This window comes from Bacteroides celer (assembly GCF_002632415.2).
GTDB lineage: Bacteria > Bacteroidota > Bacteroidia > Bacteroidales > Bacteroidaceae > Bacteroides.
Genome location: NZ_CP178209.1, coordinates 2,729,855 through 2,756,826, shown reverse-complemented (window position 1 = coordinate 2,756,826; position 26,972 = coordinate 2,729,855). Strand labels below are relative to the sequence as shown.

Annotated in this window: 20 protein-coding genes; 8 read left to right on the top strand and 12 right to left on the bottom strand. The window is 42.0% G+C overall.

All coding sequences use genetic code 11. The features are described 5' to 3' along the window. Nucleotides 1–248: 248 nt before the first annotated feature. Nucleotides 249–1,241, bottom strand: coding sequence for a FecR family protein (locus CJF29_RS11125; RefSeq protein ID WP_004306246.1), 993 nt, complete (start codon nt 1,239–1,241; stop codon nt 249–251). Nucleotides 1,242–1,402: 161 nt separating this feature from the next. Here CJF29_RS11125 and CJF29_RS11120 point away from each other — a divergent pair, with 161 nt between their 5' ends. Genes CJF29_RS11120 through CJF29_RS11095 form a run of 6 tightly spaced genes read left to right on the top strand, consistent with a single transcriptional unit; the run spans nt 1,403 to nt 10,349 of the window. Then, complete coding sequence (locus CJF29_RS11120) at nt 1,403–2,011, top strand: RNA polymerase sigma-70 factor (RefSeq protein WP_074557265.1); 609 nt, start codon at nt 1,403–1,405, stop codon at nt 2,009–2,011. Then, on the top strand, nt 2,008–2,634 hold the full coding sequence (locus CJF29_RS11115; protein WP_004308167.1) for a YhcH/YjgK/YiaL family protein: 627 nt from the start codon (nt 2,008–2,010) through the stop codon (nt 2,632–2,634). The genes CJF29_RS11120 and CJF29_RS11115 overlap by 4 nt, the downstream gene beginning before the upstream one ends. An 8-nt stretch (nt 2,635–2,642) precedes the next feature. Then, nucleotides 2,643–5,813: a UvrD-helicase domain-containing protein gene (locus CJF29_RS11110; protein ID WP_074636509.1), complete on the top strand. Its 3,171-nt coding sequence runs from the start codon at nt 2,643–2,645 to the stop codon at nt 5,811–5,813. Beyond that, nucleotides 5,810–6,427, top strand: coding sequence for a radical SAM protein (locus CJF29_RS11105; protein ID WP_008640556.1), 618 nt, complete (start codon nt 5,810–5,812; stop codon nt 6,425–6,427). Before CJF29_RS11110 ends, CJF29_RS11105 begins: the two co-directional genes overlap by 4 nt. A 4-nt stretch (nt 6,428–6,431) precedes the next feature. Beyond that, a complete protein-coding gene (locus CJF29_RS11100; RefSeq protein ID WP_008640558.1) occupies nt 6,432–7,439 on the top strand; it encodes an energy transducer TonB in 1,008 nt (335 codons plus the stop codon). 30 nt (nt 7,440–7,469) lie between these two features. After that, nucleotides 7,470–10,349, top strand: a complete 2,880-nt coding sequence (locus CJF29_RS11095; RefSeq protein WP_015531216.1) for a PD-(D/E)XK nuclease family protein — start codon at nt 7,470–7,472, stop codon at nt 10,347–10,349. A gap of 96 nt (nt 10,350–10,445) precedes the next feature. Here CJF29_RS11095 and CJF29_RS11090 read toward each other — a convergent pair whose 3' ends face one another. Together CJF29_RS11090 and CJF29_RS11085 are read right to left on the bottom strand one after the other, a co-directional pair. Beyond that, nucleotides 10,446–11,579, bottom strand: a complete 1,134-nt coding sequence (locus tag CJF29_RS11090) for a hybrid sensor histidine kinase/response regulator (RefSeq protein WP_004300451.1) — start codon at nt 11,577–11,579, stop codon at nt 10,446–10,448. Nucleotides 11,580–11,598: 19 nt separating this feature from the next. After that, nucleotides 11,599–12,528, bottom strand: coding sequence for a UDP-glucuronic acid decarboxylase family protein (locus tag CJF29_RS11085; RefSeq protein ID WP_004300450.1), 930 nt, complete (start codon nt 12,526–12,528; stop codon nt 11,599–11,601). A 200-nt stretch (nt 12,529–12,728) separates the two neighbouring features. Between CJF29_RS11085 and CJF29_RS11080 the strand changes: the two genes are divergently transcribed. Together CJF29_RS11080 and CJF29_RS11075 are read left to right on the top strand one after the other, a co-directional pair. Beyond that, complete coding sequence (locus CJF29_RS11080) at nt 12,729–13,688, top strand: hypothetical protein (RefSeq protein WP_074557261.1); 960 nt, start codon at nt 12,729–12,731, stop codon at nt 13,686–13,688. 236 nt (nt 13,689–13,924) lie between these two features. Then, a complete protein-coding gene (locus CJF29_RS11075; protein WP_074557259.1) occupies nt 13,925–14,884 on the top strand; it encodes a hypothetical protein in 960 nt (319 codons plus the stop codon). Nucleotides 14,885–14,983: 99 nt separating this feature from the next. On the opposite strand, the gene CJF29_RS11070 is transcribed toward CJF29_RS11075, so the two are convergent. The 9 genes from CJF29_RS11070 to CJF29_RS11030 all read right to left on the bottom strand — a co-directional run bounded on the left by CJF29_RS11070 (nt 14,984) and on the right by CJF29_RS11030 (nt 26,963). After that, nucleotides 14,984–18,211, bottom strand: a complete 3,228-nt coding sequence (locus tag CJF29_RS11070; protein WP_099147271.1) for a fimbrial protein — start codon at nt 18,209–18,211, stop codon at nt 14,984–14,986. 44 nt (nt 18,212–18,255) lie between these two features. Then, nucleotides 18,256–19,863, bottom strand: a complete 1,608-nt coding sequence (locus CJF29_RS11065) for a fimbrillin family protein (protein WP_074557258.1) — start codon at nt 19,861–19,863, stop codon at nt 18,256–18,258. Between the two features lie 41 nt (nt 19,864–19,904). After that, nucleotides 19,905–21,017, bottom strand: coding sequence for a hypothetical protein (locus CJF29_RS11060; protein WP_074557256.1), 1,113 nt, complete (start codon nt 21,015–21,017; stop codon nt 19,905–19,907). Between the two features lie 2 nt (nt 21,018–21,019). Continuing rightward, nucleotides 21,020–22,018, bottom strand: coding sequence for a FimB/Mfa2 family fimbrial subunit (locus tag CJF29_RS11055; protein ID WP_074557254.1), 999 nt, complete (start codon nt 22,016–22,018; stop codon nt 21,020–21,022). A 277-nt stretch (nt 22,019–22,295) separates the two neighbouring features. Next, nucleotides 22,296–24,014, bottom strand: a complete 1,719-nt coding sequence (locus tag CJF29_RS11050; RefSeq protein WP_074557252.1) for an Mfa1 family fimbria major subunit — start codon at nt 24,012–24,014, stop codon at nt 22,296–22,298. A gap of 57 nt (nt 24,015–24,071) precedes the next feature. Continuing rightward, nucleotides 24,072–25,583, bottom strand: coding sequence for a DUF3868 domain-containing protein (locus CJF29_RS11045; RefSeq protein WP_074557250.1), 1,512 nt, complete (start codon nt 25,581–25,583; stop codon nt 24,072–24,074). Between the two features lie 8 nt (nt 25,584–25,591). Then, complete coding sequence (locus tag CJF29_RS11040) at nt 25,592–26,164, bottom strand: DUF3575 domain-containing protein (protein ID WP_074557248.1); 573 nt, start codon at nt 26,162–26,164, stop codon at nt 25,592–25,594. A 21-nt stretch (nt 26,165–26,185) separates the two neighbouring features. Next, nucleotides 26,186–26,551, bottom strand: coding sequence for a hypothetical protein (locus tag CJF29_RS11035; protein ID WP_074557281.1), 366 nt, complete (start codon nt 26,549–26,551; stop codon nt 26,186–26,188). 28 nt (nt 26,552–26,579) lie between these two features. Continuing rightward, nucleotides 26,580–26,963: a hypothetical protein gene (locus tag CJF29_RS11030; protein ID WP_254780802.1), complete on the bottom strand. Its 384-nt coding sequence runs from the start codon at nt 26,961–26,963 to the stop codon at nt 26,580–26,582. Nucleotides 26,964–26,972 lie beyond the last annotated feature (9 nt).

The window sequence follows — 26,972 nt, the reverse complement described above, 5'->3', positions numbered from 1 at the left end:
AACTGCACCCCAAAAGTTGAACACAAAACTTAAGGAGTGCAGTTCAGTCATGTAGTGAGGGTGATTTCTCGTTTTAAAGACTATCTAATCAAATCCCATTCCAATCAGTTTGCCACTACATATATGTGAAATGCCCCCAGAAAGTTATGTATCTAACTTTTGGGAGCACTTCACATCTTTATATAACGAACAAACCTTAATCTGTCAAGATCTAATTAGACAGCCTTTTAGAAACACTAACCTATCTCTTATTTCTTCATCACTCGGACAATCCGTCCGTCTTTCTTATAAGAGAAATGATTGGTATGCATTAATACATTCAGTATCTCATCAGCAGTGCTATCAGTAGAGAATTCACCGGTAAACCGTTCTGATTTCAATGCTTCATCCTTATAGATAAATTTGATGTCGTACAACTTCTCCATAATATTGGTTATTTCCAATAAAGACTGTTGCTTAAATTCCAACTTGCCATTAATCCAGAGAAGCACATCTGTAGGTTGGTTATATTCAATTAACTCTGCTTGATAAGTATCCGTATTTACATTCAATGTCTGTCCCGGTTTCAACAAATAACCATTCTCTTCCGTTCGCGGAGAATCTACCCGTACCAGTCCTTGAAGCAAGGTAGTCACTACCCTATTCTCATCTTGGCGTGCACGCACATTAAATTTCGTACCAAGCACACAAGTCTTGATTTGCTTACTATTTACTATAAATGGAGCATGTTTATCATGAGACACTTCAAAATAGGCTTCACCCGACAAATCGATTTGACGATCCGAACTCCATAAAGAATTATGATAAACTATTTTTGAAGATGCATTCAGCCATACCTTACTACCATCCGGCAACACAGTCTGCGCTCTCTGTCCGGCAGCAGTTATCACCTCATAATCCGAAAGCTTATTAGAAAGTAATCCCCAGGCAATTCCACCGGCAAAAACGAGTCCGGTAAGAAAAGCAGCCGCCACAGTAGCATAACGTCCCCAACGGATTGAAATACTTTTCCGCTTAGCCTTTTTCTCCTTTTCTCTGATAGCTGATTTAAATTGATCCAATGACGCCTCTGTATCTACAGTATTCATCACCGCTATACGCTCACCTACAAAGAGAGTGTAATAAAGTTGCTCCAAAGTTTTCCGGTTTTCCGGCCCTTCCTCGCACCAAGCTTCCACCCGAGCAGCTTCTTCATCATTACATTCACCTTGCAGGTAATTCACCAAGATAGTTTCATCCATGCTCTTTTATCTTTTTACAAAAAAAACTATAATACCTTTGTAGTAATACAGTTGTGAGCACAAATATACTAAAGAGAAAAAGAAAAAAATATTTTTTCTCGCATTTTTATTTCATTTATCTACTTCTTTCATTATTTTTGTCTTACATAAATTAAAAGAGAATGTCACAATCTCCGATATATTTGGATATTAATAATAATAAGTCCGTTATCACTGCCCTAAAAGCAGGAGAAGAAAAAGTTTTTGACGTCGTCTACAGACATTATTTCCGTAGGCTATGTGCTTTTTGTTCCCAGTATGTAGGTGAGCAGGAAGAAATAGAGGAGGTTGTACAAGAAACGATGATGTGGCTGTGGGAAAATCGTTGCACTCTTATGGAAGAGTTGACACTCAAAACACTTCTTTTTACGATTGTCAAGAACAAAGCTCTCAACCGTCTTTCCCATTTTGAGATCAAACGAAAAGTTCATCAGGAAATCGTTGATAAATATGATAGTGAGTTCAATAACCCGGACTTCTATTTGAGTGATGAGCTTTTCCGTTTATATGAAGAAGCACTAAAAAAACTTCCGAAAGAATATCTCGAAGCTTACGAGATGAACCGCAATCAACATCTGACGCATAAAGAAATTGCCGAGAAGCTGAATGTATCTCCACAAACGATTAATTACAGGATTGGACAAGCCTTAAAGTTATTGCGAGTAGCTTTAAAAGACTATCTACCTTTATTCATACTTATTTTCGGACCTAATTTTTTCGAACAATCATGAAATCAAAATTTGTATTTAGTAGTTCAAGCCTGTTTATCGGACTTTTTCTTTTCTTCTTCACTGAAAACGTGTGTTCACAAGAATCCGCTGATAACTGGACTCTTAAACAAGCCCGTCAATGGACACAAAAACAAGAATGGGCAAACGGACTGAAGGCAATGCCTCATAAAACAACCGATTATCAGGAATTTGCGTCACAATATCATAAGAACCAGAAAGTGTGGGACAAGACTTTCCAATGGCTAGCTACCCACGACCTTGCGAATATGCCTGCCGGACGATATGAAGTGGATGGCGAACATTGTTACATCAATGTACAGGATGCAACAACACAAGATGTCAGTAAACGTAAAATCGAAGCACACCGCCATGGTATTGATCTGCAATATGTAGTGAAAGGCACCGAACGTTTCGGAATTACTTCAGCAGAATATGCAGAGCCTATCACTGAATACAAACCGGATGTTACTTTCTACAAAGCCAAGAAAATAAAATATGTAGATTCCACTCCGGATACATTCTTCATGTTCTTCCCCAAAAACTTTCATCAGGCATTGGTAAAGGCAGGGAAAGAACCGGAGGACATACGGGTCATTGTTGCTAAAATCGAATATATCCCATAAACAGAAACATGAGTGAACTTTTAGTCTATAAAGCCTCCGCAGGTTCGGGTAAGACATTTACCCTGGCAGTGGAATATATCAAACTGTTAATTCTCAATCCCCGCGCCTACCGGCAAATTCTCGCTGTCACCTTTACCAATAAGGCAACTGCAGAAATGAAAGAACGCATTCTTAGTCAGCTTTACGGCATACAGATAGGCGATAAAGATTCCGAAGCCTACCTCAACCGAATTAAAGAAGAGACAGGAAAAACCGAACAGGAGATACGGGAAGCGGCAGGCGTCGCCCTTAGCTATATGCTGCATGATTACAGCCGGTTCAAGGTAGAGACTATCGACTCATTTTTTCAATCTGTCATGCGCAATCTCGCACGGGAACTGGAACTTAGCCCGAATCTGAATATTGAGTTAAATAACACCGAAGTTCTTAGTGACGCTGTAGATAGCATGATTGAGAAACTAGGACCCACTTCTCCCGTTCTCGCATGGTTACTCGATTATATCAACGAACGAATTGCCGACGATAAACGTTGGAACGTGTCGGACGAAGTAAAAAGTTTCGGACGCAATATTTTCGATGAAGGTTATATTGAAAAGGGAGAAGGACTCCGGCAACGGTTACGAAACCCTGATACCATCAAAGAGTATCGCAAGCAACTGAAAGCGCTGGAAACGGAAATTCTGGAGCAAATGAAAGGATTCTACGACCAATTCGAAGGAGAACTGGATGGACACGCACTGACTGCTGATGATCTGAAAAACGGTTCACGCGGAATCGGAAGTTATTTTCGTAAACTTAATAATGGTATTTTAGGCAATGATATCCGTAATGCTACAGTAGAAAAATGTCTGGAAGACGCAAAGAACTGGGCAACCAAGACTTCTCCCCGCTACGCGGACATCATTAATTTAGCCAACTCTAGTCTCATGCAAATTCTGGAAGATGCTGAAAAGTTACGTTCCAAGAATAATTTGTTACTGAATAGTTGCCGATTATCCCTGCAACATCTCAACAAAGTGCAACTCCTCGCCAATATCGATGAAGAAGTACGTCAGTTGAATCACGACAACAATCGTTTTCTATTATCAGATACGAATGCCCTGCTCCATCAACTGGTGAAAGACGGTGACTCCTCTTTTGTATTCGAAAAGATAGGAACGAATATCCATAACGTCATGATAGATGAGTTTCAGGATACCAGCCGGATGCAATGGGGAAATTTCAAATTGCTCTTACTGGAAGGATTGTCTCAAGGAGCAGACAGTTTGATTGTAGGAGACGTTAAACAATCCATTTATCGTTGGCGAAATGGCGATTGGGGAATTCTCAACAGCCTGAATAATCACATCGAACATTTCCCGATCCGCGTCAAGACATTAGCTACCAACCGGAGAAGTGAAACCAATGTTATCCGGTTTAATAACCAAATCTTCACAGCTGCCGCCAACTATCTGAACGGAGTATATAAGCAACAGTTAGGCAAGGATTGTGAGGATCTGCAGAAAGCCTATGCCGACGTTGTGCAGGAATCTCCCCGAAGTACAGAAAAAGGATATGTAAAAGTCTCTTTTCTCGAACCCGACGAAGAACATGGTTATACCGAACAGACATTAATCAGTCTGGGAGAAGAAGTGCAACATCTCCTCACCTCCGGAGTACGACTGAATGATATAGCCATCCTGGTACGAAAAAATAAAAGTATTCCCCGAATCGCCGACTACTTCGATAAGGAGCTACACTATAAAGTGGTATCAGACGAAGCCTTCCGCCTTGACGCCTCTCTTGCCATTTGTATGATGCTGGATGCACTGCGATTCCTTTCCGATGAAAATAATAAAATAGCACGTGCCCAACTGGCCGTAGCCTATCAAAACGAGGTTTTACATAAAGGACTGGATTGGAATACTCTCCTACTCCTCCCTGCCGAGAATTATCTTCCCGCCGCTTTTCTTGAAAAGACAAAGGAACTAAGGCTAATGCCTCTTTATGAGCTTTTAGAAGAACTTTTCAGCATATTCGAGATGAATCTTATCAAAGATCAGGATGCTTATTTATTCGCTTTCTTTGATGCGGTGACCGATTATCTGCAAAGCAACTCTTCCGAGCTAGACGGATTCATCCGGTATTGGGACGAAACATTATGCAGTAAAACAATTCCGAGTGGAGAAGTAGAAGGTATCCGGATTTTCTCCATACACAAATCCAAAGGATTGGAATTCCATACCGTACTCCTTCCTTTCTGCGACTGGAAACTGGAGAATGAAACCAATAATCAGCTTGTATGGTGTGCCCCGCAAACAGCACCATTCAATACATTGGATATTCTTCCTATTAACTATTCCACCCAAATGGCTGAATCGATTTATGGTAACGACTACCTGCAAGAACGTCTTCAACTTTGGGTAGATAATCTCAATCTACTATACGTTGCTTTTACCCGCGCTGGAAAAAATCTCATTATCTGGAGTAGAAAAAGTCAAAAAGGTACCATGTCCGAACTATTGGCAAACACCCTACCGATAGTAGCCCAAGAAGAAGGGATTGACTGGGAAGAAGACTGTTACGAGCAAGGACAACTATGCCCTTCCGAAAAAGAAAGAATCAAGACATCCACAAACAAGCTAACCCAGAAACCAGAGAAACTCCCTATTCGGATGGAATCCATGCGGCATGATATTGAATTTCGTCAGTCCAACCGCTCTGCTGACTTCATTCAGGGCATTGAAGAAGAAGATTCGGACGACCGCTTTATCAACCGCGGACGTATGTTACATACTTTATTTTCTGTCATCGAAACTGCAGAAGATATCGATCCAGCCATCGAACGGCTTATTTTTGAAGGAGTTATCAGAAATGACGAGAAAGAAAAAGTGGCTCGTGAAGTTGCAAAGAAAGCTTTTTCTTCTCCTGAAATTCAAGATTGGTATTCCGGAAAATGGACACTGTTTAATGAATGTGCTATTATCTATAAAGAAAAAGGAATTTTGCAAACCCGTCGTCCGGATCGTGTAATGATGAAAGACGATCAGGTTGTTGTAGTCGATTTCAAGTTTGGTAAGGAAAATCCTAAATATAACAAACAAGTGAAAGGATATATGCAACTTCTTACCAAGATGGGATATAAGAATATCACCGGCTACTTGTGGTACGTGGATGAAGAAAAAATAGAAAAAGTATGAAAGCTGTTCCTCTCATCGGCATTGCCCGCCATCGACTAACGATTGACGGTGAAGGAGTTACAACATTAGTTGCTTTCCATGGCTGTCCGTTGCGTTGCAAATATTGTCTCAATCCAACTTCTCTACAGCCTGATGGCGTTTGGGAGAGATACGATTGTAACCAACTCTATGAGGAAGTACGCAAAGACGAACTTTACTTTCTGGCGAGCTGCGGAGGAGTCACATTTGGAGGTGGAGAACCATTATTACAAAGCGAATTTATCAGGCAATTCCGCCAACTCTGCGGACCGGAATGGAGAATCACTGTCGAAACCTCTCTCAATGTTCCGCAACAGAATGTAGAAGAACTGATTTCTATTATAGACAATTACATAATCGACATCAAAGATATGAATAATAACATCTATCAGCGATATACCGGAAAGAATAATGAAAACGTCTTAGGTAATTTGCGATATTTAATCGGGAAAGACAAAGCCAAGCAAATCGTTATTCGGACACCACTCATCCCTTCCTATAATACGGAGAAGGATATTGACCAAAGCATAGAACTTTTGAAAGAAATGGGAATCACCCAATTCGACCGATTCACCTATAAAACCCCTAATGATTAATGCCATGGCAAGAGGAAAACAAACCTGTAAAATCTTAAAAGAGATTCGTCGGCAGATAGCCGAAGCGAATGATATTGAATTCATCACCTCTGAATGTCAGTATCAGGGAGATTGTTTGGGTACTTGCCCCAAATGCGAAGCTGAAGTTCGATATTTGGAGCAACAACTTGAACGAAAACGCCGTGTAGGTAAGGCCATCGCTCTGTTTGGACTATCAACTGGTATACTTACAATAATACCTCCTACTTCATTGGACGCAGAAACACTGCAATGCCCTAAAATGAATTGGACCATTACTGCTGACAGCCTGATACAAGAAAAAGACATGAAAGGGGAAGCCCCCTTTTATGGTCCGGAAAAGCTACCGGAATTTCCCGGAGGAACAGAAAAATTTATAGAATTTCTGAAAGAAAATCTTCGTTATTCAGAAATAGATAGTATTGCTAATAATACATACACTGATGTAAAATTCACTATAGATTATGACGGACAAGTTATCAACCCTAAGATTACCCGCAAGATACACCCCAAAGTTGAAGCTGAAATATTAAGGGTCATGTCTCTCATTCCTCGTTGGACACCCGGCATGTTGGCAAATGAGACAGTACAAGTGACATACAATCTGATGCTTTCATTCAGTGCGATGTATGGCCCGGAATTGAGAATCACTTATACTCGTATAAACTATCCTGACGTTTACGAGAAAGTACCTGTTATGCCCGATTTTCCTGAAGGCCAGCAAGCTCTCATGGAATTTCTTGCAAAAAAGATTCAATACCCTAATACAGGAACAGAAGGTAATGGTGTACAGGGGCGTACTATTATTCAGTTCATCGTTGATAAAGAAGGAAATATAGTCAAACCAAAAGTTTTACGTGGCGTAGATCCTTATCTGGATAAAGAAGCTTTACGCGTCATTAATCAAATGCCTAAATGGAAACCGGGAGAACTGGAAGATGGTACTAAAGTTGCTGTTTATTTCACCGTACCTGTTATGTTCCGATTACAATAAATACAAGAATCAGAAAATAGTTTAATCAATATGCAATCATTTCTCCAACTAGTCGCTCATGATTTATATACCAAGATAGGAAACGACCTGTCACGTACGGTACTCGTTTTCCCTAATAAACGTGCTAACTTGTTCTTCAATGAATATTTAGCAGGAGAATCCGATAAACCGATCTGGTCACCAGCTGCCATGAGTATCAGCGACCTGTTTCAGAAACTATCCGTACAGAAAAGCGGCGATCCTATTCGATTGGTCTGCGAACTTTATAAAGTGTTCAAAGAGGAAACACGGAGTCAGGAAACATTGGACGATTTCTACTTCTGGGGCGAATTGTTGATTAGTGATTTTGATGATGTAGATAAGAATATGGTCGATGCCGACAAATTATTCAGTAATCTACAAGATTTGAAAAATCTGATGGATGACTATGAATTCCTTGACAAAGAGCAGGAAGAAGCCATACAACAGTTTTTTCAGAATTTCTCCATTGAAAAACGGACCGAACTAAAAGAAAAATTTATTTCCCTTTGGGACAAGCTAGGTACTATCTACCATCGTTACCGTGCGAACCTGACAGAGTTAGGCATTGCTTACGAAGGCATGCTCTACCGGAACGTGATCGAACAACTCGATACCGACCAACTCAAATACGACAAATACATATTTGTCGGGTTCAATGTTTTGAACAAAGTAGAAAGTGACTTTTTCAGAAAACTGAAAGATGCGGGCAAGGCACTCTTCTATTGGGACTATGATATCTTCTACACCCAACAAATCAAAAAACATGAGGCCGGAGAATTCCTGAAACGTAATCTCGAGGAATTTCCGAACGAACTCCCGGAAAGCTTTTTCAACACCTTTAAAGAACCGAAGAAAATACGTTATATTTCCGCTTCTACCGAGAATGCCCAAGCACGTTTCCTTCCCGGATGGATTAAGGCGATAACAAACGATCATTCACAAATTACCGTAGAAAAGGAAAAAGAAAATGCTGTAGTGCTTTGTAATGAAGCTCTGTTGCTTCCCGTACTTCATTCCATTCCGCAGGAAGTGAAGAATGTCAATATCACCATGGGATTCCCATTGGCTCAAACTCCTGTTTATAGCTTTATCAATGCCGTAATGGAACTGCAAACCAATGGTTACCACTCCGATACCGGCCGATTCACTTACGAGGCAGTATCCGCCATATTGAAGCATCCCTATACCCAGCAATTATCATCCCATGCCGGTCCCCTGGAACGTGAACTGACCCAAACAAACCGTTTTTATCCACTTCCGTCAGAACTTAAACAGGATGATTTTCTAACTACCCTCTTCACTCCCCGTAATGGTATAAAAGAACTATGCGATTATCTGATCGAATTAATCAAAAACATTTCAACCATTTATCGGAAAGAAGGAGAATACAATGATATCTTCAATCAACTATATAGAGAATCGCTCTTTCAAAGCCATACCAAAATCAACCGTCTCTACAGTTTGATTGAAAGCGGAGAACTAAATATACGCACCGATACTCTGAAACGACTGATTACCAAAGTACTGACATCTTCTAACATTCCTTTCCACGGAGAACCTGCTATCGGAATGCAAGTCATGGGAGTATTGGAAACACGTAATCTGGACTTCCGGAATCTCATTATATTGTCTCTCAACGAAGGACAACTTCCAAAATCCGGAGGAGATTCCTCTTTTATTCCCTATAATCTCCGGAAAGCATTTGGCATGACCACTATCGAACACAAAAATGCAGTGTATGCCTACTACTTTTATCGACTGATACAACGGGCAGAGAATATCACGCTACTCTACAATACTTCTTCGGACGGTCTCAACCGTGGAGAAGAATCCCGCTTCATGCTGCAATTACTTGTAGAAGGTCCACATGATATCACTCGCGAGTATCTGGAAGCCGGACAATCTCCGCAAAGTACCCAAGAGATACGAGTAGAAAAAACACCTGAAGTACTAAGACGAATCTATCGTGCTTACGATAGCACTCATCCAAATTCACTGGTTCTCTCTCCTTCCGCCCTTAATGCTTATCTGGATTGCCGGTTGAGATTCTACTACCGTTATGTAGCGGGCTTGAAAACACCGGACGAAGTGAGTGCTGAAATTGATTCCGCTCTATTCGGAACCATTTTCCACCTCTCCGCCCAATTAGCATACACCGACCTGACTGCAACCGGAAAAACGATACAGAAAGAAGATCTTGAACGCTTATTACGCAATGACGTGAAGCTACAAAGCTACGTTGACCAAGCCTTCAAAAAAGAATTATTCAAAGTTTCTCCCGAAGAAAAACCGGAATATAACGGCATACAACTTATCAACTCCAAAGTAATTGTTTCCTATCTGAAACAATTGCTGCGTAACGACCTTCAATATACTCCTTTCGAAATGGTCGCTATGGAAAAGAAAGTTTCAGAAGAGATTACTATACAAACAGGACAAGGACCGTTCACTCTCCGTCTGGGTGGCACAATCGACCGTATGGATGCAAAAGAAAGTACCCTGCGGATTGTTGACTACAAAACAGGAGGAAGCCCTAAAATACCTGCTAATATCGAGCAACTGTTCACCCCATCGGAAACACGCCCGAACTATATCTTCCAGACTTTTCTGTATGCTGCTATCATGAGCCGGCAACAATCGTTAATGGTAGCTCCTGCTCTGCTCTACATCCACCGGGCAGCATCGGAAAACTATTCGCCTGTTATTGAAATGGGAGAACCTCGTAAACCGAAAATACCGGTAAACAACTTCGCTTTCTTTGAAGATGAATTCCGTGAACGCCTGCAAACATTATTAGAAGAAATATTCAGCGAAGAAGAGCCTTTTACGCAGACAGAAGATACTAAAAAATGTTCGTATTGCGATTTTAAGGCTATCTGCAAACGATAAACCGAAAATAGAATATACCAATTAAATAAGGGCACGATTTACATATTCATGCAAACCGTGCCCTTATTATTTCTAGTCGTATTATCTATAGTTATCTTATTTCTCCAACAATGGAATTGAGAAACTAAATGTAGACCCGTCTCCCTTCTTTGAAGTAAACCAAAGTTTACCGCCATTTTTGACAACAAAGTCCTGACACAATAACAATCCGAGTCCCGAACCTTCTTCATTGTTTGTACCAAAGGTACTGAAATGAGTATCGGTATGCAGCAACTTCTTCTGATTTTCGTCATCAATACCGCAACCACTGTCTTTCACACTTACGATTGCCATACCGTCTTCTTCTGCCAGTGACACCACTACTTCCGAACCTTCATTGCTAAACTTAATCGCATTACTGATTAAATTACGAATCACCGTCTTAATCATGTCAATATCAGCACGAACAGCCACATTCTCTACAGGCACATCTTGTACTATCTTAATATTTTTCAGACTGGCCACCATCGTAAAGATTTCACTTACGCCCTCTACGACTTCCACCATATTAATATCCTGATAAACCACTTTCAGTTTACCAATCTGGCTCTTCGTCCATTTCAGCAGATTATCAAGCAATGAGAATACATCTTCTGTTGTCTGATTAGCCATTGTCAGCAATTCATACATCTCATCACCAATTGTTTCGCTTGGCAGATTCAGAATCAGCATATTCAGCACCATCTTGATAGATCCCATTGGTGAACGCAAGTCATGTGCAATCACAGAATAGAGTTTGTCGCGTCCCATGATCGTCTTACGCAACTCTTCCGTTTGTGCAACAATGATTCTTTTCGCTGCAACCAACGAAATCTGGTGCGTCACACGAATAATCAATTCTTCTTTATTGAATGGCTTTGAAATAAAGTCATTACCACCCACCTGAAATCCTTTTACGATATCCGCCGTACTATTTAGAGCAGTCAGGAAGATAATGGGAATTTCAGCCATTTCGGGGTCTGCTTTCATTTGTTGAGCTACCTCAAAGCCACTGATATCCGGCATCATTACATCCAGTAATACAAGATCCGGATTTTCCTTCTTCACTTGTTCCAACGCCTGTGTTCCATTACCGGCAGTCACAATTTTGAATTTCTCGTTGGTCAAAAGTACCTTTAATAAAAGGACGTTTGATATTACATCGTCCACAATAAGGACTTTATATTCAGAAGGATTAATTTCCATATTCATAATTTTCTTTTTTTATGCTTCAGACATTTTTAAAATATTCAATCATACGCTTCAGCCCCTCTTCAAGTTCAACAGTAGGCTGCCAGCCCAATTTCTCTTTAGCCAATGTAATATCCGGTTGGCGTTGCTTCGGATCATCATCCGGTAAAGACTTAAATACAATCTTCGAAGATGAACCGGTCATACTAATGATCCTTTCCGCCAATTCCAATACCGGAAATTCATTCGGATTCCCCAGGTTTATAGGACCTGTAAACTCGTCCTCCGTATTCATCATTCTTATCATTCCTTCAATCAAATCATCAATATACTGGAAGCTGCGTGTCTGCTTCCCATCACCATATATTGTTATATCTTCATTATTCAACGCTTGAAGAATAAAATTAGAAACAACCCGTCCGTCATTCGGCAACATTCGCGGACCATACGTATTAAAAATACGGATAATCTTCACACGCACATTGTTCTGACGGTGATAATCCATAAATAATGTTTCTGCGCAACGCTTTCCCTCATCATAGCAAGACCGGTAACCTACCGGATTCACATTTCCCCAATAGCTTTCCGGTTGCGGATGAACGATTGGATCTCCATATACCTCACTCGTAGAAGCTTGCAGAATCTTGGCATCCAGTCTCATTGCCAATCCCAGCATATTAATGGCTCCCATCACAGATGTTTTGGCAGTTTGAATCGGGTCATGTTGATAATGAATGGGAGATGCCGGACAAGCCAAATTATAAATTTCATCTACTTCAGCCGAATAAGGATAAGTGACATCATGCCTCACCACCTCAAAATGATGATTATCCATCAAGTGAATGATATTATCTTTCGAACCCGTAAAAAAATTATCCAGGCATATCACGTCGTGACCTTCGTTTATAAGCCGAGTACAGAGATGAGAGCCTATAAAACCGGCTCCGCCACTTACCAATATTCTTTTCATTCTAAATATTTCTATTGTTTACTAAAGAGACGCTGTCTCTTCGTTTTGTTTATGGTCACAAATGTAACCGATTTGCTTAAAATAAACAATTTTCGGAGAGGATATTTTAAAAAAAAGAAGATTTAAATAGTTTCAATTTCCGAAACAACTTGCCACTGACAAATGTTTATAATAGAAAAGTATTATTTATTAGAACTATTATGATGACAAATAATCCAAATGCAAACCTCATAGAAGCGATGAAAGAAAAGCTTCCGCTCAAAGGACAACTGGCAGATATGTTAATGGACACGCTATACATAGGAAAAGAGGCAGTATACAGAAGCTTGCGCGGTGAAGTACCTTTCACCTTACAAGAGTCAGCCCTTATTTCAAGAAAACTGGGAATATCGCTAGACAAGATTATAGGACTAAGTTTCAAATCGAACGCCATGTTCAATATAAACATTGTAGATTATGACGACCCGTTCGAGAGTTACTACAATATCCTTGAAAAATATGTCTCGCTAATCAATACGATGCCGGATGACCCGAATTCTGTAATGGGAACTTCTGCCAACATTATTCCCCAGACTCTCTATCTGAAACATGAACTTCTGGCAAAATTCCGTTTATTCAAATGGATGTACCAGAATAAATATATTGATTGCAAGAGTTTCGAAGAATTGGATATTCCACCGAAACTGGTCAATATCCAGAAAGACTATGTAGCAATGACACGTCATATCCACTCCATAGACTATATATGGGATAATATGATTTTCCAACACCTTATCAACGATATCCAATACTTCGCCAGCATCCATCTCATTTCCGACGAAACAAAAGAAGAAATCAAAAATGAATTATTCTTATTGGCGGACGAACTGGAAGAACTGGCTATCAATGGCAAGACAGCCGATGGCAATCGTGTACGCATCTATGTGTCGAATATCAACTTCGAGGCAACATATAGCTATGTAGACACCAATAACCTGCAAATGAGCCTCATACGTATTTATTCCATCAACTCCATTACCACGATGGACAACGAAATTTTCTGTACCTTGAAAGAATGGATTCAATCTCTGAAAAAGTTCTCCACTTTGATATCCGAAAGCGGTGAAATGCAGCGTATTCAATTCTTCAAGCAACAGCGAGAAATTATTGACGCTCTTTAATTTTATTTTCGCAGATTAGAACTTCAAAAAAAAATCAGTTCCAATAAATGAAAGTAGATAAGATTCTTATCTACTTTTTTTCATTCCCTGTTCCCATCCTACCCACTTGATTCCCAATCAGAAAAAGACCTGCACGCTCATCTCTGTTTTACCACACAAATCTTTCAAACACAAGACGTAATTTTGCATAGAATGTATCACAGAGATTATTAACATTAAAATTAAAGGAACAAACAATGAAAAATGGTATTCTAAACGAATTAATATCTACAATGAGGGAGCGAATTCCTCAAGATATGAATCTGGCCAATACTTTGGCTGACATTTTATGCATGGGAAAGGAAGCTGTCTATCGCAGATTGAGGGGTGAGGTGTCTTTTACAATAGACGAAGTAGCGCTGCTTTCTCAAAAACTCGGTATTTCTATCGACCAGATTGTCGGTAGCCATGTATCTAATAAAGTTACTTTCGACCTGAACTTGCTTCATGCTTCCAATGCGCTGGAAAGTTATTACGAAATAATCAACCGTTATCTGCAAATTTTCGACTATGTGAAAACAGATAATACGACGGAGGTGTATACTGCATCCAATTCCCTTCCCTTTACACTGTATTCTTCCTATGAGAATTTGTCTAAATTCCGTCTTTGCCGATGGATGTATCAGAATGGAGATATAAAGACGCCACATTCTTTGGAAGAGATGTCTGTGGATGAACGGATCGTCAATGTGCATAAGAAGCTGAGTGAAAGTATAAGACAGTGTCCAAAAACGTTTTTCATCTGGGACACAAATATCTTTTATTCTTTTGTGAAAGAGATCAAGTACTTTGCCAGTCTGAATCTGATAAGCAAGGACGATGTCATGCATTTGAAGGAAGAGCTTCTTCAGTTACTTGGTGTGGTAGAACATCTGTCCATAAAAGGAGAGTTCAGCGAAAACAAGAAAGTATCTTTCTATCTGTCCAATATCAGTTTCGAAGCCACTTACAGTTATATCGAGAAACATGATTACCAAGTCAGCCTGCTGCGGGTATATTCTATCAATTCGATGGATTCCCAAAGCTCGTATATTTGCCAGATGCAACGCAATTGGATTCAATCGTTGAAGCGCCACTCTATTCTGGTTTCAGAAAGTGGAGAAGCACAGCGTATCGCTTTCTTGCAAAATCAGTTGGAAGTTATCAATACCTTGTAAACAATTGTAGATTTTAGGATATAAAGGAGGGGGGTAAAAGACGAGCTGTATCAAAATGAAGACAAACAACATTCTGATACAGCTCTTTTCTTTTAGCTTTTATTCTATTGTGCGCACACAACGATACCAAGCCCAATCTGTGGATTCTCCAGTAGTCCATGCGCCGAATTCACCATTATTATGTCCGACCACCCAATAGCCGCCATCGCGTGAAGTCAATGTCCAATGTACAGCGCTAATCTTCTCGAATCCGCTCCCTGTCCAAGTAGTCGAACCACCGAAACCTTGGTTTTCAATGCTGGTAACGGCCCCTCCCATACTGAGCACCAGATACATCTCACGCTGGGTAGGCAGACGCCAGCCACTCCCTTTGTTTTCGCATGCCGCTTTTGCTTCCGACCAAGTTTTACCATTACTACTGGAATTTTCAATCTGAAACTTAGGAGCAACCTTATTCATCGCGTCACTTGTATCCGGAGTTTCACCTGAAGCAAATAACACCGAAGAATCCGTTCCTCCACTGGCATCGCGAGAGACAATAGTGGCCCCTGAGGATTCTACCGTTAGATAAGGGTACTTCTTTCCGCTATTTGCATTATTCCTCACGCAACGAAAATAATTATTATTACTAACAGGTGCGGAATCCAGATAACCTGCCGACATTTCTATCCAAAAACGTGTAGCAGAGCCTTTAGCCTCATAGTATGATGAAGACCAGTAGTTACCGGTCCAGTTTTGGTACCATCCATATATATTCTGACTGTCATGATTATTAGAATTCTCCGCATTGCCACCCAAAGCATTTTCATAGGCAAATGACATCAATAGTTCACTGGCAGTAGGCAGACGCCAACCATCGCCTATATTCCTACAGATATCCTCCGCATCAGCTACATTTTCCAACCGCCCAACACTTTGCTTGGCTTCGCCTATTTCCTTATAATATATCCTGTTATCAAACCGAAGCGGATAAAGAAAGAAAAGAGGTTCTCCGGCAGTTGTATAAGATTTGGTTTCGGACACCATCTGAAGGTCAATCGTACGATAAAACGGGAATTCTTCATCCTCCACGGTATGCATTACATTTCTGAACGTAATTCTTATCGTTCCGATTTTTCCCTCTTTCCACTTGCCGGGGTGAAGTTTCAGTCTGAAATCGTATCCGTGACCAACCACATCATCTCCCTTGCCGTCATCAAAGCCTACGATAGACTCAACATACATCTTTTCGTCCGCATTCTTTCTGCTTACAATCACATCATTATCCGGATCGGTCCGAATCAGTCCGGTACCATCATCGTTCGTTATATTCAATTCCTCAATATTCATAATTTCCCAATTGTTATTGACAAACAATTGCAAGTATTGTTCCGCACCCAGATTGACTTTATAAGTACGACTATTGACTGTAGTGGGAGTATATCGGAGTGAAAACTCCAGCTCCCCCTGGTTGATAGGGAATGGTACTTGAGCGAGGTGTCCCTCCTTATCGTACAGGTCGAACAATATGAAGTCCCAACGCCACCACCAGCCTGTACCATCTTCAACAGTACCATCGCCCGCTCTTCGCGGATTAGGCTGTATGGTAAATGCCTGCACCCTTTCACTGAACGGTATCGCATTCGTCCTGTTTAATTGCGGAATTAAGCCGCCAACATTATATTGAACCATACCGATACCGTCGCTGCCATAAAGCTTACCTTCTATCTTATCCACGGAAAACATGACATACACCGTCTGCGATTCGAGAGGGAGTTCGTCGCCATCGGGATTTCTAATCGGAAAAAAAAGACCTCTCTCCAACACATTTCCGTATGCATCGACAAATTTGATAATTCCCGGATCTATTGTATACTGCGTCACTTCAATATTGTGAGTCAAGCGCCCTGCCGTCAACGTAACAGTAGCCTTACGCTCAACACCTATATTTTCATTATTAAAATAAGGAATCTTCAATTTGAGTTGGGTATCATCGTTCGCAACGCCCGATGCCGCATTGGCTCCACCTTCAAATTTGAGCCAGTCGCTCCCTGCAGTAACGGTAGCCTTCCAGCCGCCGGGACTGTCAGTAAAAACGTCTATGGCATAACTATTATTCTGGTATTGAGTTACAGCGACCTCCGATTCACCCACTCCAAGCATATATTGCCCATTGTAGACTACATCTTTGACCTTATCACGGTCATAGTGTATCAACCGGAATTTCAGGTTGGACATGACTGTATAGGATAACAACGCCTCGCTAAAACTTGCATAACCGGTTCCCAACGCCTGGGTAATGGTAATGATGTATTTATGGTTTCGCTTCAAAGGCAAATATTCCACCTGCTCTCCTGTATTTCCGGTTTTGGTGAAATCCACCCGGTAAAATGTCGATTTCCCCGTACCGATCTTTCCTTTCACAATCAGGCAAGTGGCATCCTTACGGCTCGCTTCTCCGTCTTGTCCCGCACCACCGGCATCCTCTGCCGCCAGGGATTCAAATGTATAAATCTCCCCATCGTAGGGTGTGTTACCATTTACGGAATAAAGGATTGCATCCCCTTCCGCCGTCATTTTACCGCTGTCCGCGGGGATAACCGGAGTATCTGGAGCCGGTTCGGTGGCCTGTCCGTTCGTGTTCCATGCCGGAGCAATGTATCCGGTGGTATTGTAATTGGCCAGATAAACCTCTTCGACCGTGAAATTCGAAGTGACGCTGTTATTATGGATATCGATACGCGCCAGCATACGTTTCATATTTATACCGGTTATCGGAGTCATCGAAGGATCAATTTTGGTTATTACCTTCTCCCCGTACATCGGAATCCGCGTATACCCACCAGTCGTCGAGCCGTCTGCCAGCCATTTGCCGGTCTGGATGTGAAGCATCGCTTCCATTGCCTGAACCTTGGTGGTCACTCCCTTCGTGAAGCCCGACACAATATCATCAAGTTCCTTATTCGCCACAACCACAATGCAGGTAGATGCGGTAGTGGGAGAAAGCACGGCAGAGAAACTCACAGTGGAATTGTCAGCCAAGTCCTGCGTGACTCCTGTAGCGCTGGTCCATTCCAGAAATACCGCCGGTGTTTTTGATACGTCAAAAACAAGAATATCCACCGTTTCTATTTCGTCTTCTTTCTTTGCTGTTCCCGTTCCGGTCATCGTACGCGACGATACAGACGGGAGGTTTACATCGGGAACCGTTAATGTAAACCGGATACCGTTCCCTGCCGGAGAAGGGGTCGCCCCTAATTCTTCCTGTACGCATCCGGTAAGCCATACCGTCACCAACAGAACAGACAAAAAATAACACCTTCTTATTATTGAAATCCCATATTGCATATTTCTATTTCCTTTCCTTAAACTTTGATATTGCATATTCGCCATTATGGTGCGGTCAATGTCACCGGTATTGCCAGATTATCACCATTCGTATTGGTTAGTATGAGTGTAGCCGTATCACCGGACACGGCATCGGCTCTGAAGTAGAAGTAAACTGCATCACCGCTCACGCCACTTGTTTCGAGCATTGTCTCACTATTAAGCAGAATTCTATCCGGGTCCTGTATCTGGATTATCTGCCACTCCCACGTTCCCGGATTGCCCGAAGTAAAGACAAGCTTGCGACGTCGCATATTTCCGGTTCCATTATCACTGCTGTCCAATTCTACGTTCGAGGTCAACCACTCGCCGTCTTCCCCCCACTGACTCAACTGTACATGGTGTCTCAGGTTACCGGCATTGATATAAAAACCTGTTTCCCGCTTAGTTCCGATTCCTAAATTAAATTCGGGCATCACAACCTGAATATTATACGTATACACATCTCCCAAAAGGGATGTCTGGGTCATATTAACCGTTGGCCACGTATCCATAGTACTTTTGTTTAAAGACGCACCCGGCAGATAGCCCGTATCCGGATTGGCATCATAATTCGTTTTCGCTTCTATATTGACAGTGACACCATCACCAGCCGTCTGTACTTTGGTCTGCGATAATTTGAGATAATACTGTTTGTCGAAAATCACATTCACCGGGCTTTCCGTCCATTCAAGAGGGGTGGCTGAAAGCTGATAGGTTTCGTTGGATATCGTAAGATTGTAGTTGATGTACTCGCCCGACTCCCAAGAGTGCGGGTTCTTGGCGATAATATCACTGAACAGGAATTCCCGGTCGCCAAAGTTGGTGGTGACAACGATTTTGGCGGTTGCGGAAAAAGCATCGGTCGGCAGCATGAGGAATGTATCACCCATCAAGGTGGCATCTTCGGTCACCGTTTTGTTGCCGGTGGGAGTAGAAGCGACCTTTCCGGTGGCAACATCGCTCCAGACAAACTTCGGTTTGCCGTTTTTCGTCGTGGCGGTTGGAATTTCAGCCATGACAAGCTTACCGCTTTTTCCCACATTCTGGAATTCTATTCCCTCGATAGTCACCTCATCCGGTACAGGAGCTACTTTCTTGAATGTAAAGGTAACCTTGGTCAATGTGTGGTAGAAGTGTATATTCACACCTTCAACCCATACAGGGCCCGATATAGCCGCCAGTACATCGACATGATTGGCGGCGGATGCATTCGCAGTATAATTCAGCACCATTTCTCCGGGATCAGTGAAACTCGCAGTAGGCGCATTCGCATCGCTGTAGGGATACCAGGAGAAAAACGTCATACTCGCATTCATCAATCCGGGCCAATATTGCAACGGCGAGATGGCGGCTGTCAGGTCGGCGTTAACCGTGGCGCTTGCATTAAAGTATGGTTGGGGAACGGAAGCATTGGGAGTCAGTGAGCCGTAAAGACCGAAAGTCTCTTCTTTCAGATCGGTATTCGAAGAGATTACCGCACCACGAGTGTAGACATAGCCACCTTCTCCGATACGTTGCACAACAATTAATTCCTTATCGCACGTCATCTCTTCTCTGACACACGAAAAGAGGACAGCCGAAAGGACAGCCATTGTCATAATCATTCTAATATTATTTATAGTCTTTATCATCTTACTTCTTTTCCGAAATTAAAAACAATCAATGAAAGATATTACAAGTCCATATCCAGATCAATGTCTTGTCTTTCACCCCAATCTTCCACGCTTATCGTCAGTATCTGAATACCTATTTTTCCGACGCGTGCCGTTACCTGATACACGTTGTTCCGACGGATCTCCGTAAAAGGTTGCGCTGTCGGACTGCCTGTGCCGTCAACCTTCGTTACGGTTTCAATTACTTTCTCGGTTATTCCGGTGACGTCCGAAGGCCCTTTCGGGACATTAGCCATACTGATAGACAGTCGGTCGGAATAATCCGACTTGAATAGGCGTTCGGCCGTGTAGAACGAGCAAAGCAACTTCCGGTTTTCAGCTCCGGAGGCCGATGAATATGCCCAGGTTTCTGTAGTCGCAGCCGTCCAGCTATGCGTTAACAAATTGCTTTCCGACACGTCTTCCTTCACTTTTCCGTAGTTTTTTGAAGAGTCGGCGTTATCACGTGTGCCGTTGTCCACGTTTCCCATCACGAAATAACTATCGTGGGAGAAATTGTGCAAGGTGACACTGGTGCTTCCGGCAGTATATCCGGTCACCGCCCCGCCGTCTATAGCTTCAATAAAGACATCTACCCGGGCTACGGCACGTTCGATAACCATTTGCACTGTTTTGGTTTCATCCGGTGCTATGGATATATCCCGGATCACTCCTGTCATAGGCATTCCGGTCGTCGAAATGATCTGCCCGTCATTATTCAGTATGCTGGAGATATCGTAAATCATCTCTTGCAACGTCAAAAGATTGGCTATACCGTCAAGTTTGCTTGTGAGACTCTGCGGTTCGTTGGCAATCACTACGACCAGAATATCATTACTGGAAGTCACTTTGAGAAGTTGCGCATCTATATCAGTAGCTGTCTCCGGAGTACTCAACAGGATGTGTTCATTCACATCCAGCCTCACGCCACCGGGCGTGCTGCCGAATACGATAAACCGCATGGAGTTTATCTTCTCCTGTTGTTCCACATCCCTATTGTTCACCAAGTCGATGCTAAGTTGCGCCCGGGTAGTATGGGCAGGCAACTCATAAGCCACATCAGCTTCTCTACTACATGAGAACAAAAGGATGGTGGATGCCAGACAAATGATATGTAATAGCTTTTTTCTCATTCTTAAACTTCCATCCCGTGGAGCCAATAAATCCAGGTCCCCACGACAATACCAATCTGAAGGAATCCTCCTCCGGTTTTTTCAACAACTGTAAATATCAGGTTCCATTCACTCTGCCTGTCAAGATATTCCTGAAAGGGAAGTTCCGTCCCGTCGTAACGGAAAACCGGCCGGGCAATGCTCAATAGTGTCATCAGATTGTAGCTCCAGACTTCGGCTTCGGTATCCGCATCCCTTATAATAAACTTATAATCCCATCCGCTCCTGTTGAGCAAACGCATCGTATTCAGGCGTGCGGACATAACCACGTCGGATATTTCACCCGGACCTATATAGTAAGGCACATAAGTAACCGGTCCTTGTCCTGCGGGTTCGTTTTCCCAAGAATAAACCGCATTTTCCGATGCCTGAATTTCAAATGTATACTGTGTGCCATCCACTTTATTTTCCTCATGTCCCATTAACGCAAGATTAAACCGATTGGTGTCACGTATCAGGTTTACCGGATAAATTTTATGGTTGGTATTGGATGGCAGGTGGTCCACTTCCACAACTTCTCCGAAGTAAAGATGCTGAAACTCGAAATTAACAACATCTGTCTCCCGTTTCAGCGATACAATGACCTGTTGGAGGGTGGTTGTTCCCGGCACCAGTTTATTACCTGTATTGTCCGAAAGCCGGAATCTGTCAGACAGACTTCCGACGGTCAGTACTTTATAACTTCCGAAATCGAGCTCGTCGGTCAACGACATCCGGTTTCCACCAACCAGCGCAGCACCCCCGGCACTTTTGGTGAAAAGCAATTTATCATCGCTGTCGAACACAAGTACATCCACCGATTTAACCTGCGGATTAAATGCATCCGCATATTCCATATTGTAGTCGAATACAAATTCCAACCAAAGTTCGCACCGTGGCAAGTCTTCGCGTATACTGTCGCACGAAGCCATACATAGCATCGAAGCAACGATAAGGAACAGCGATTTAGTTTTTCCGCACATATCTTTTTCTTTTAGGGGCAACCCTATCGGTTTGCCATTTTATATTGTCAGAGATCTCCATTTAGTGACCTCCGGTTATTTCCTCTTTTTGGGGAGCGCTTTGCATTTCATTACATCTCGGATGCGCCGGTATATTTCAGTGCTGTTTTTGGGAAGCCTGTCACCGGCTTGTTTTTACTTTTTTCGGCGGTCTGTTCCGCACGGAATATCTATTAAAAAAAAGTACAGGGCAGGCAGTCCGCACTGCCCTGTTTTTCTTTGAAAGCAAAGAGTTTATTTAGATTTCGAAATTTGTAGTCCAGTATATCCACGGAGCAACTTTAATCTCAAAATGGAGATAAGCACCTTTCTTATCGATATCTTCTTCTTCATCCGGATCTTCGGGACCACCACCAGGATACCACGGTGTACCGTTACCATTCACCTTTGTCAGCGTAAGCGTATAATAGTTATTACGTACTACACCGTATTTTCCATACTCCATGTAAGAATTGGCTGCATTATCATGACGAATCTCATAGTAGTAATAGTTGAGACTCTTTGGATACCAATAGATGCAACCTTCTTCTTTGCACAGTTCACCGCCATTCTTAATATTGTTGGCATCAATAATAGTCTGCGTAAGAAGAGCAAAACTACCTGGATCATTGGTGGTAAGTTCAGATTTTATCTGATTATAGAATAGTTCGCATGCCGTAACCAAGAGTTTCTCCTGAGCGGTCATAGGATCCGAGTTTGTTTCTTTAAGTTTGGCAGGTGTATAAGCAGCCAGCAAGTCGGCAAAACTCTTGAAGTTTACAGAGTTAGTTCCGTTAGGAAGACGATACCAGTCATCTCCTAAAGTAAATTCACCGGACTTCCAAGGTGCATATTGTCCCTTAAGTACCAGACGTGTAGCCGCACCGAACTTCTGATATCCTGCGGCCATCGTATTCTCGATACAGTATTTGTAATTATCACCCGCAGTCGCACTTTCAGTAACCCATTCTACCTTAGGTTCGCGAGTAGTAACTTCGAGTGTATTCTTAACAATGCCTGTAAGATATTCACTTCCACCTGCAGTCGTAAAGTTCGGGTCAACTGTATAGAAGTTACTTTTGTAGAATCCTGTAGTATGAGACGACTCTGTGGTAGTCTTCTTTGCAAAAGGAAAGAACAGTGAGTTGTAGTAGTCTATAGTCCAATTTCCAAAATCAAACTGTCCAAGACTTGCATTTGTTACATCTTCAAAAGGGCCGACTTCTAATGAACCGCCAATCATAACCTCCAATTTTGCAGCAAGGCGTTCTATCTCAAGAGTAGCCGGATTACTTTTCGCTGCATTCTGAGCTTGCGCTTCCGATTTATAGTCGCTGACCAAAACAATCTTGTCCGATACATCGAGCAGACATTCATCTTCCCATGCATGATTGGCTGGATCTGAATCGGAATCATCGTAGAATCCGACATTAATCATTGCACAACCATTGGAGTGTACAACCTCCTCTACCAGATAAGCATTGTTGGGCTTAGAATTGTTCGTAGGAACTGTAATCATTGCATTGATGGTAGCATAGGTTGCAACCGCTGAAAGATTATCCAAGCGATCCTTTAATTCGAAACCCGGATTGGCAATAACAAGCAAATACTTAGTATTCGGGTCCACTTTAACCGGAGTATTCGGAGTCGTAACTCCACTATTTGTTCCGAAAGAACTTGATCCCAATACCGTAGCATACTTAGTTGCATTTTCATCCTTAGTCACTACCTTACTCGAATTGAACGTAATCAAATAGAGCTCATTAATCGCGCTTTCCGCAGGCAAAGCCGGCTGTTCCGTAGAACCTGGAGCACGTGAACCAGGCACTTTTGGATTAGTCAGACTAATTGATATGTAGGCTACATCATAACCTGCTCCCCCTTCAACCTCTGGATTTTCCTCCAGATTCTCATTTGAACAACTTGCCAATGCCACAACGGCCAGCAACGAAACTAAAATTGATTTAATCTTTAGCATAATACAAAAAATTATTAGAATTAATACATATATAATTTCTCACTTAATCAGTAAGTTTTACTTACTATTCTTTCTCATTTCGGCAGCATTAGCCTTCTTCTTGACTAATTCTTCCAGATTGCCCCTAGCTGCATCCAGACCTGACTGCTCTGCAACCTTCAAATACTTCTTCGATAATTCATAATCTCCCTTCATTAACATTAATATTCCCATAGCATTATTATATTCCGGCAAATTCTTATTCGAATTCACCATGCCCAGATAACGTTCGGCCAAAACCAAGTCATTGCGTGATAAAGCGGCAGTAGCAGCATTTATATTTGCAATTTCACTCTGCGGATACATCCGGACAGCCGTTTCGAACACATCAATAAATTCTTTTGAGCCTGTTGGATAGGTATTAGCTACCAAGAACATTTCATTCAAGCTCAAATTCTGCGGGCGCGTCTTGATAATCTCTTTCGCTTCCTCCACACTGAAATTCCTCACTTCGTAATTCACTTTACAGATAGCCACACGCAGACTTGGAAAAATATACTTCAACAAGTACCGGTAAGGCGTTCCTCCGTGAAGTTGCATCAGTTTTGTTTCTCTTCCTTTTTCAATTGGTATGTTCCTGATAATATCCAGCACTTCGTCTTTATATTCCAATTCGAATGTTTCAAGCGCCTTCTCCAGTCCGTCCCAGTTTTCACCTCCAAAGACAATGTAGTATTGGTTTCTCGGAAAATCGTATCCGTATGCCAAATAATCCCGAAGCGCCATGGCACGTCCTTCAGACAGACGTTTGTTTGCAGCCAATGTTCCTTCCGGAGAAGCATAACCGATAATATCCAGACGGTTCACTTTCACATTCGGATCGGACTTCAGCTCATCGATCATCTTGCGGATTTTAGCCAGTTCCTGAGGGTTATTCATGTATTCGGGACGAATATTGACTTTATTCACCTCGAAATCCAAAAAACATTCTGCTTGAATATCCCGTTGTTTGATTTCTTCCGCTTTCGGTTGCAGATAAGCAAACTGAGGAACCACTACGTAAGGCGTCCATACACGTTCCAATGTCACTTTGCCAAATTCCTCTATGTTCATCAATGCCGTTTCGCCGCAACCACATTCATCACGCTGCACGTCCAGACGGGCATCCTTCATCCATGATTCGAACGGAACCAGATATTGATACCGAATCGTATCATTTCTTAGTTTTCCAGCTTTTTCCACTATATATGGCTTCTCGTAGTTTCTCTTCTCTTTGGCACTCATCAACGCAAGCTCACGCTCATACGCCAGATACTCGTCACGACCTTTAATAGAAACTTTCGGAAGATTTTGAGTGCGTCCGAGAGTCACCAGCTGCGGAATAAAATCCATTCCCCGGGCAGATTTCACTTTCACATTATTCAAAACAAAATCTATGTTGACATGAATAAAATCACCTTTCTGTTCCAACCGCACCAGATTCACAGTAATGCCACCTTCGTAAGAGCGGGATTGAGCCATAGCTGTGTTTATATTCAGGCTGCAAACCACCAACATACACACAAGGAAACCTATTTTTCTTATTATCATACTCCTTATTATTTAATTACATAAATAAGTGACACACTTGCTTTAGTAGGGCCAAAATAGTTTTTGCTGCTTTCCTTTAGTCTCGTACCACAAGTAGCGCAAGGATACTTGTCATATACAATGTGCACATATCCCACTCCAACAGACGTTTCTATACTCCAGCGTTTTTTCAGAATCCACGAATATCCTACGGAAAAGCCACCACCATAAAAATATCCCTGATAACGTGTATGCTGCATATTGTCACTGATAAAAGACCAGTCGGGCCATCCTCCTACATTGAAATCGGCATAATGTCCATGCATTCCGACAAACATACGCCGAAAACTCTCGCAAAACCAGTAACGGACTTCGGGTTGTATTCCCCAATGACGGAGACGTTTGCCGTCGGAAAGTTTCCACGGATTATAATTGACCGGAATGTCCAGCGTCCATTTACGCGTCAGTCCGATCTCCAGCCCCAGATTCATGGTAGTAGTAGCGTCATACAGCAGATTGCTTTTCAGCGCAACCTTCTGGGCATGACCCTCGGAAATAGCACATCCGAGCATGAATAATATGAGTATAGCAACTTTCTTCATTTATATCACATTTACTGTTGTTTATTGCCCTAATTGAGTAACATCTATTTTTATGCGTTGCACATTACTGATGCCCGTTTTAACGGAAGACACCATTGTTGTGAGATGTACGATTCCATTTCTGGAATCCGCCTCTATATTGGGCAATACCTTAATATATATCTTACCATCTTCAACGATAATGCGTTCTTCCCCTGTATGTTCCTCCGGCATTACGGAAGAATATAGGCGGATCCAATTTTTAGCACTTTCATCCACTTCGCCCGTAAGGCAGAAATAATTGATTTCATACACCTCCGAATTTGAATTTTCAGTAGGCATGAACTGAAGCATACTTCCTGTAGCAGGAACAGCTTTCTTTTGTCTAATATGAATTTCTTTTTCCAAATTTCCTGTTTTTAATGTTATATACACATTATCTATCACCTATTCCTCTTTGTCCTTCTTCATACCACATCAGCCAGTCAGAGCCCCCAACTGTTACCGGTGTTATCACCAGACCAATGGAAGTGACTATTGGTATCTTGTAATAAGAGTCTTGATTGTTGTAAGTCCCTTGAATGTTCGAACAGGTGTTGTTCAGAGGGCCGGACTCATACATAATATAATTCACAAGGATAGTTTCTTGAGTGTCACTATAAGATAGAGAGCCAAGCAAAGGATTGCTCAACGGTTTAGTCAACAACCCGGCATATATATCCGCACAAGTTGTCACCTCCGGCGTTAATTGGATGAGAATGCCAGTCACATTCAACTCCTGCACACACCCCACCACAGATAATAAAAAAGTCAAATTCAAAAAACTGGT

Coding starts and splice junctions, on each gene's coding strand:
- CJF29_RS11050 (WP_074557252.1), bottom strand. CDS start 24,014: ATGCTAAAGATTAAATCAATTTTAGTTTCGTTGCTGGCCGTTGTGGCA.
- CJF29_RS11085 (WP_004300450.1), bottom strand. CDS start 12,528: ATGAAAAGAATATTGGTAAGTGGCGGAGCCGGTTTTATAGGCTCTCAT.
- CJF29_RS11115 (WP_004308167.1), top strand. CDS start 2,008: ATGAAATCAAAATTTGTATTTAGTAGTTCAAGCCTGTTTATCGGACTT.
- CJF29_RS11090 (WP_004300451.1), bottom strand. CDS start 11,579: ATGAATATGGAAATTAATCCTTCTGAATATAAAGTCCTTATTGTGGAC.
- CJF29_RS11075 (WP_074557259.1), top strand. CDS start 13,925: ATGAAAAATGGTATTCTAAACGAATTAATATCTACAATGAGGGAGCGA.
- CJF29_RS11080 (WP_074557261.1), top strand. CDS start 12,729: ATGATGACAAATAATCCAAATGCAAACCTCATAGAAGCGATGAAAGAA.
- CJF29_RS11095 (WP_015531216.1), top strand. CDS start 7,470: ATGCAATCATTTCTCCAACTAGTCGCTCATGATTTATATACCAAGATA.
- CJF29_RS11070 (WP_099147271.1), bottom strand. CDS start 18,211: ATGCAATATGGGATTTCAATAATAAGAAGGTGTTATTTTTTGTCTGTT.
- CJF29_RS11120 (WP_074557265.1), top strand. CDS start 1,403: ATGTCACAATCTCCGATATATTTGGATATTAATAATAATAAGTCCGTT.
- CJF29_RS11065 (WP_074557258.1), bottom strand. CDS start 19,863: ATGATAAAGACTATAAATAATATTAGAATGATTATGACAATGGCTGTC.
- CJF29_RS11045 (WP_074557250.1), bottom strand. CDS start 25,583: ATGATAATAAGAAAAATAGGTTTCCTTGTGTGTATGTTGGTGGTTTGC.
- CJF29_RS11125 (WP_004306246.1), bottom strand. CDS start 1,241: ATGGATGAAACTATCTTGGTGAATTACCTGCAAGGTGAATGTAATGAT.
- CJF29_RS11055 (WP_074557254.1), bottom strand. CDS start 22,018: ATGTGCGGAAAAACTAAATCGCTGTTCCTTATCGTTGCTTCGATGCTA.
- CJF29_RS11110 (WP_074636509.1), top strand. CDS start 2,643: ATGAGTGAACTTTTAGTCTATAAAGCCTCCGCAGGTTCGGGTAAGACA.
- CJF29_RS11105 (WP_008640556.1), top strand. CDS start 5,810: ATGAAAGCTGTTCCTCTCATCGGCATTGCCCGCCATCGACTAACGATT.
- CJF29_RS11040 (WP_074557248.1), bottom strand. CDS start 26,164: ATGAAGAAAGTTGCTATACTCATATTATTCATGCTCGGATGTGCTATT.
- CJF29_RS11100 (WP_008640558.1), top strand. CDS start 6,432: ATGGCAAGAGGAAAACAAACCTGTAAAATCTTAAAAGAGATTCGTCGG.
- CJF29_RS11060 (WP_074557256.1), bottom strand. CDS start 21,017: ATGAGAAAAAAGCTATTACATATCATTTGTCTGGCATCCACCATCCTT.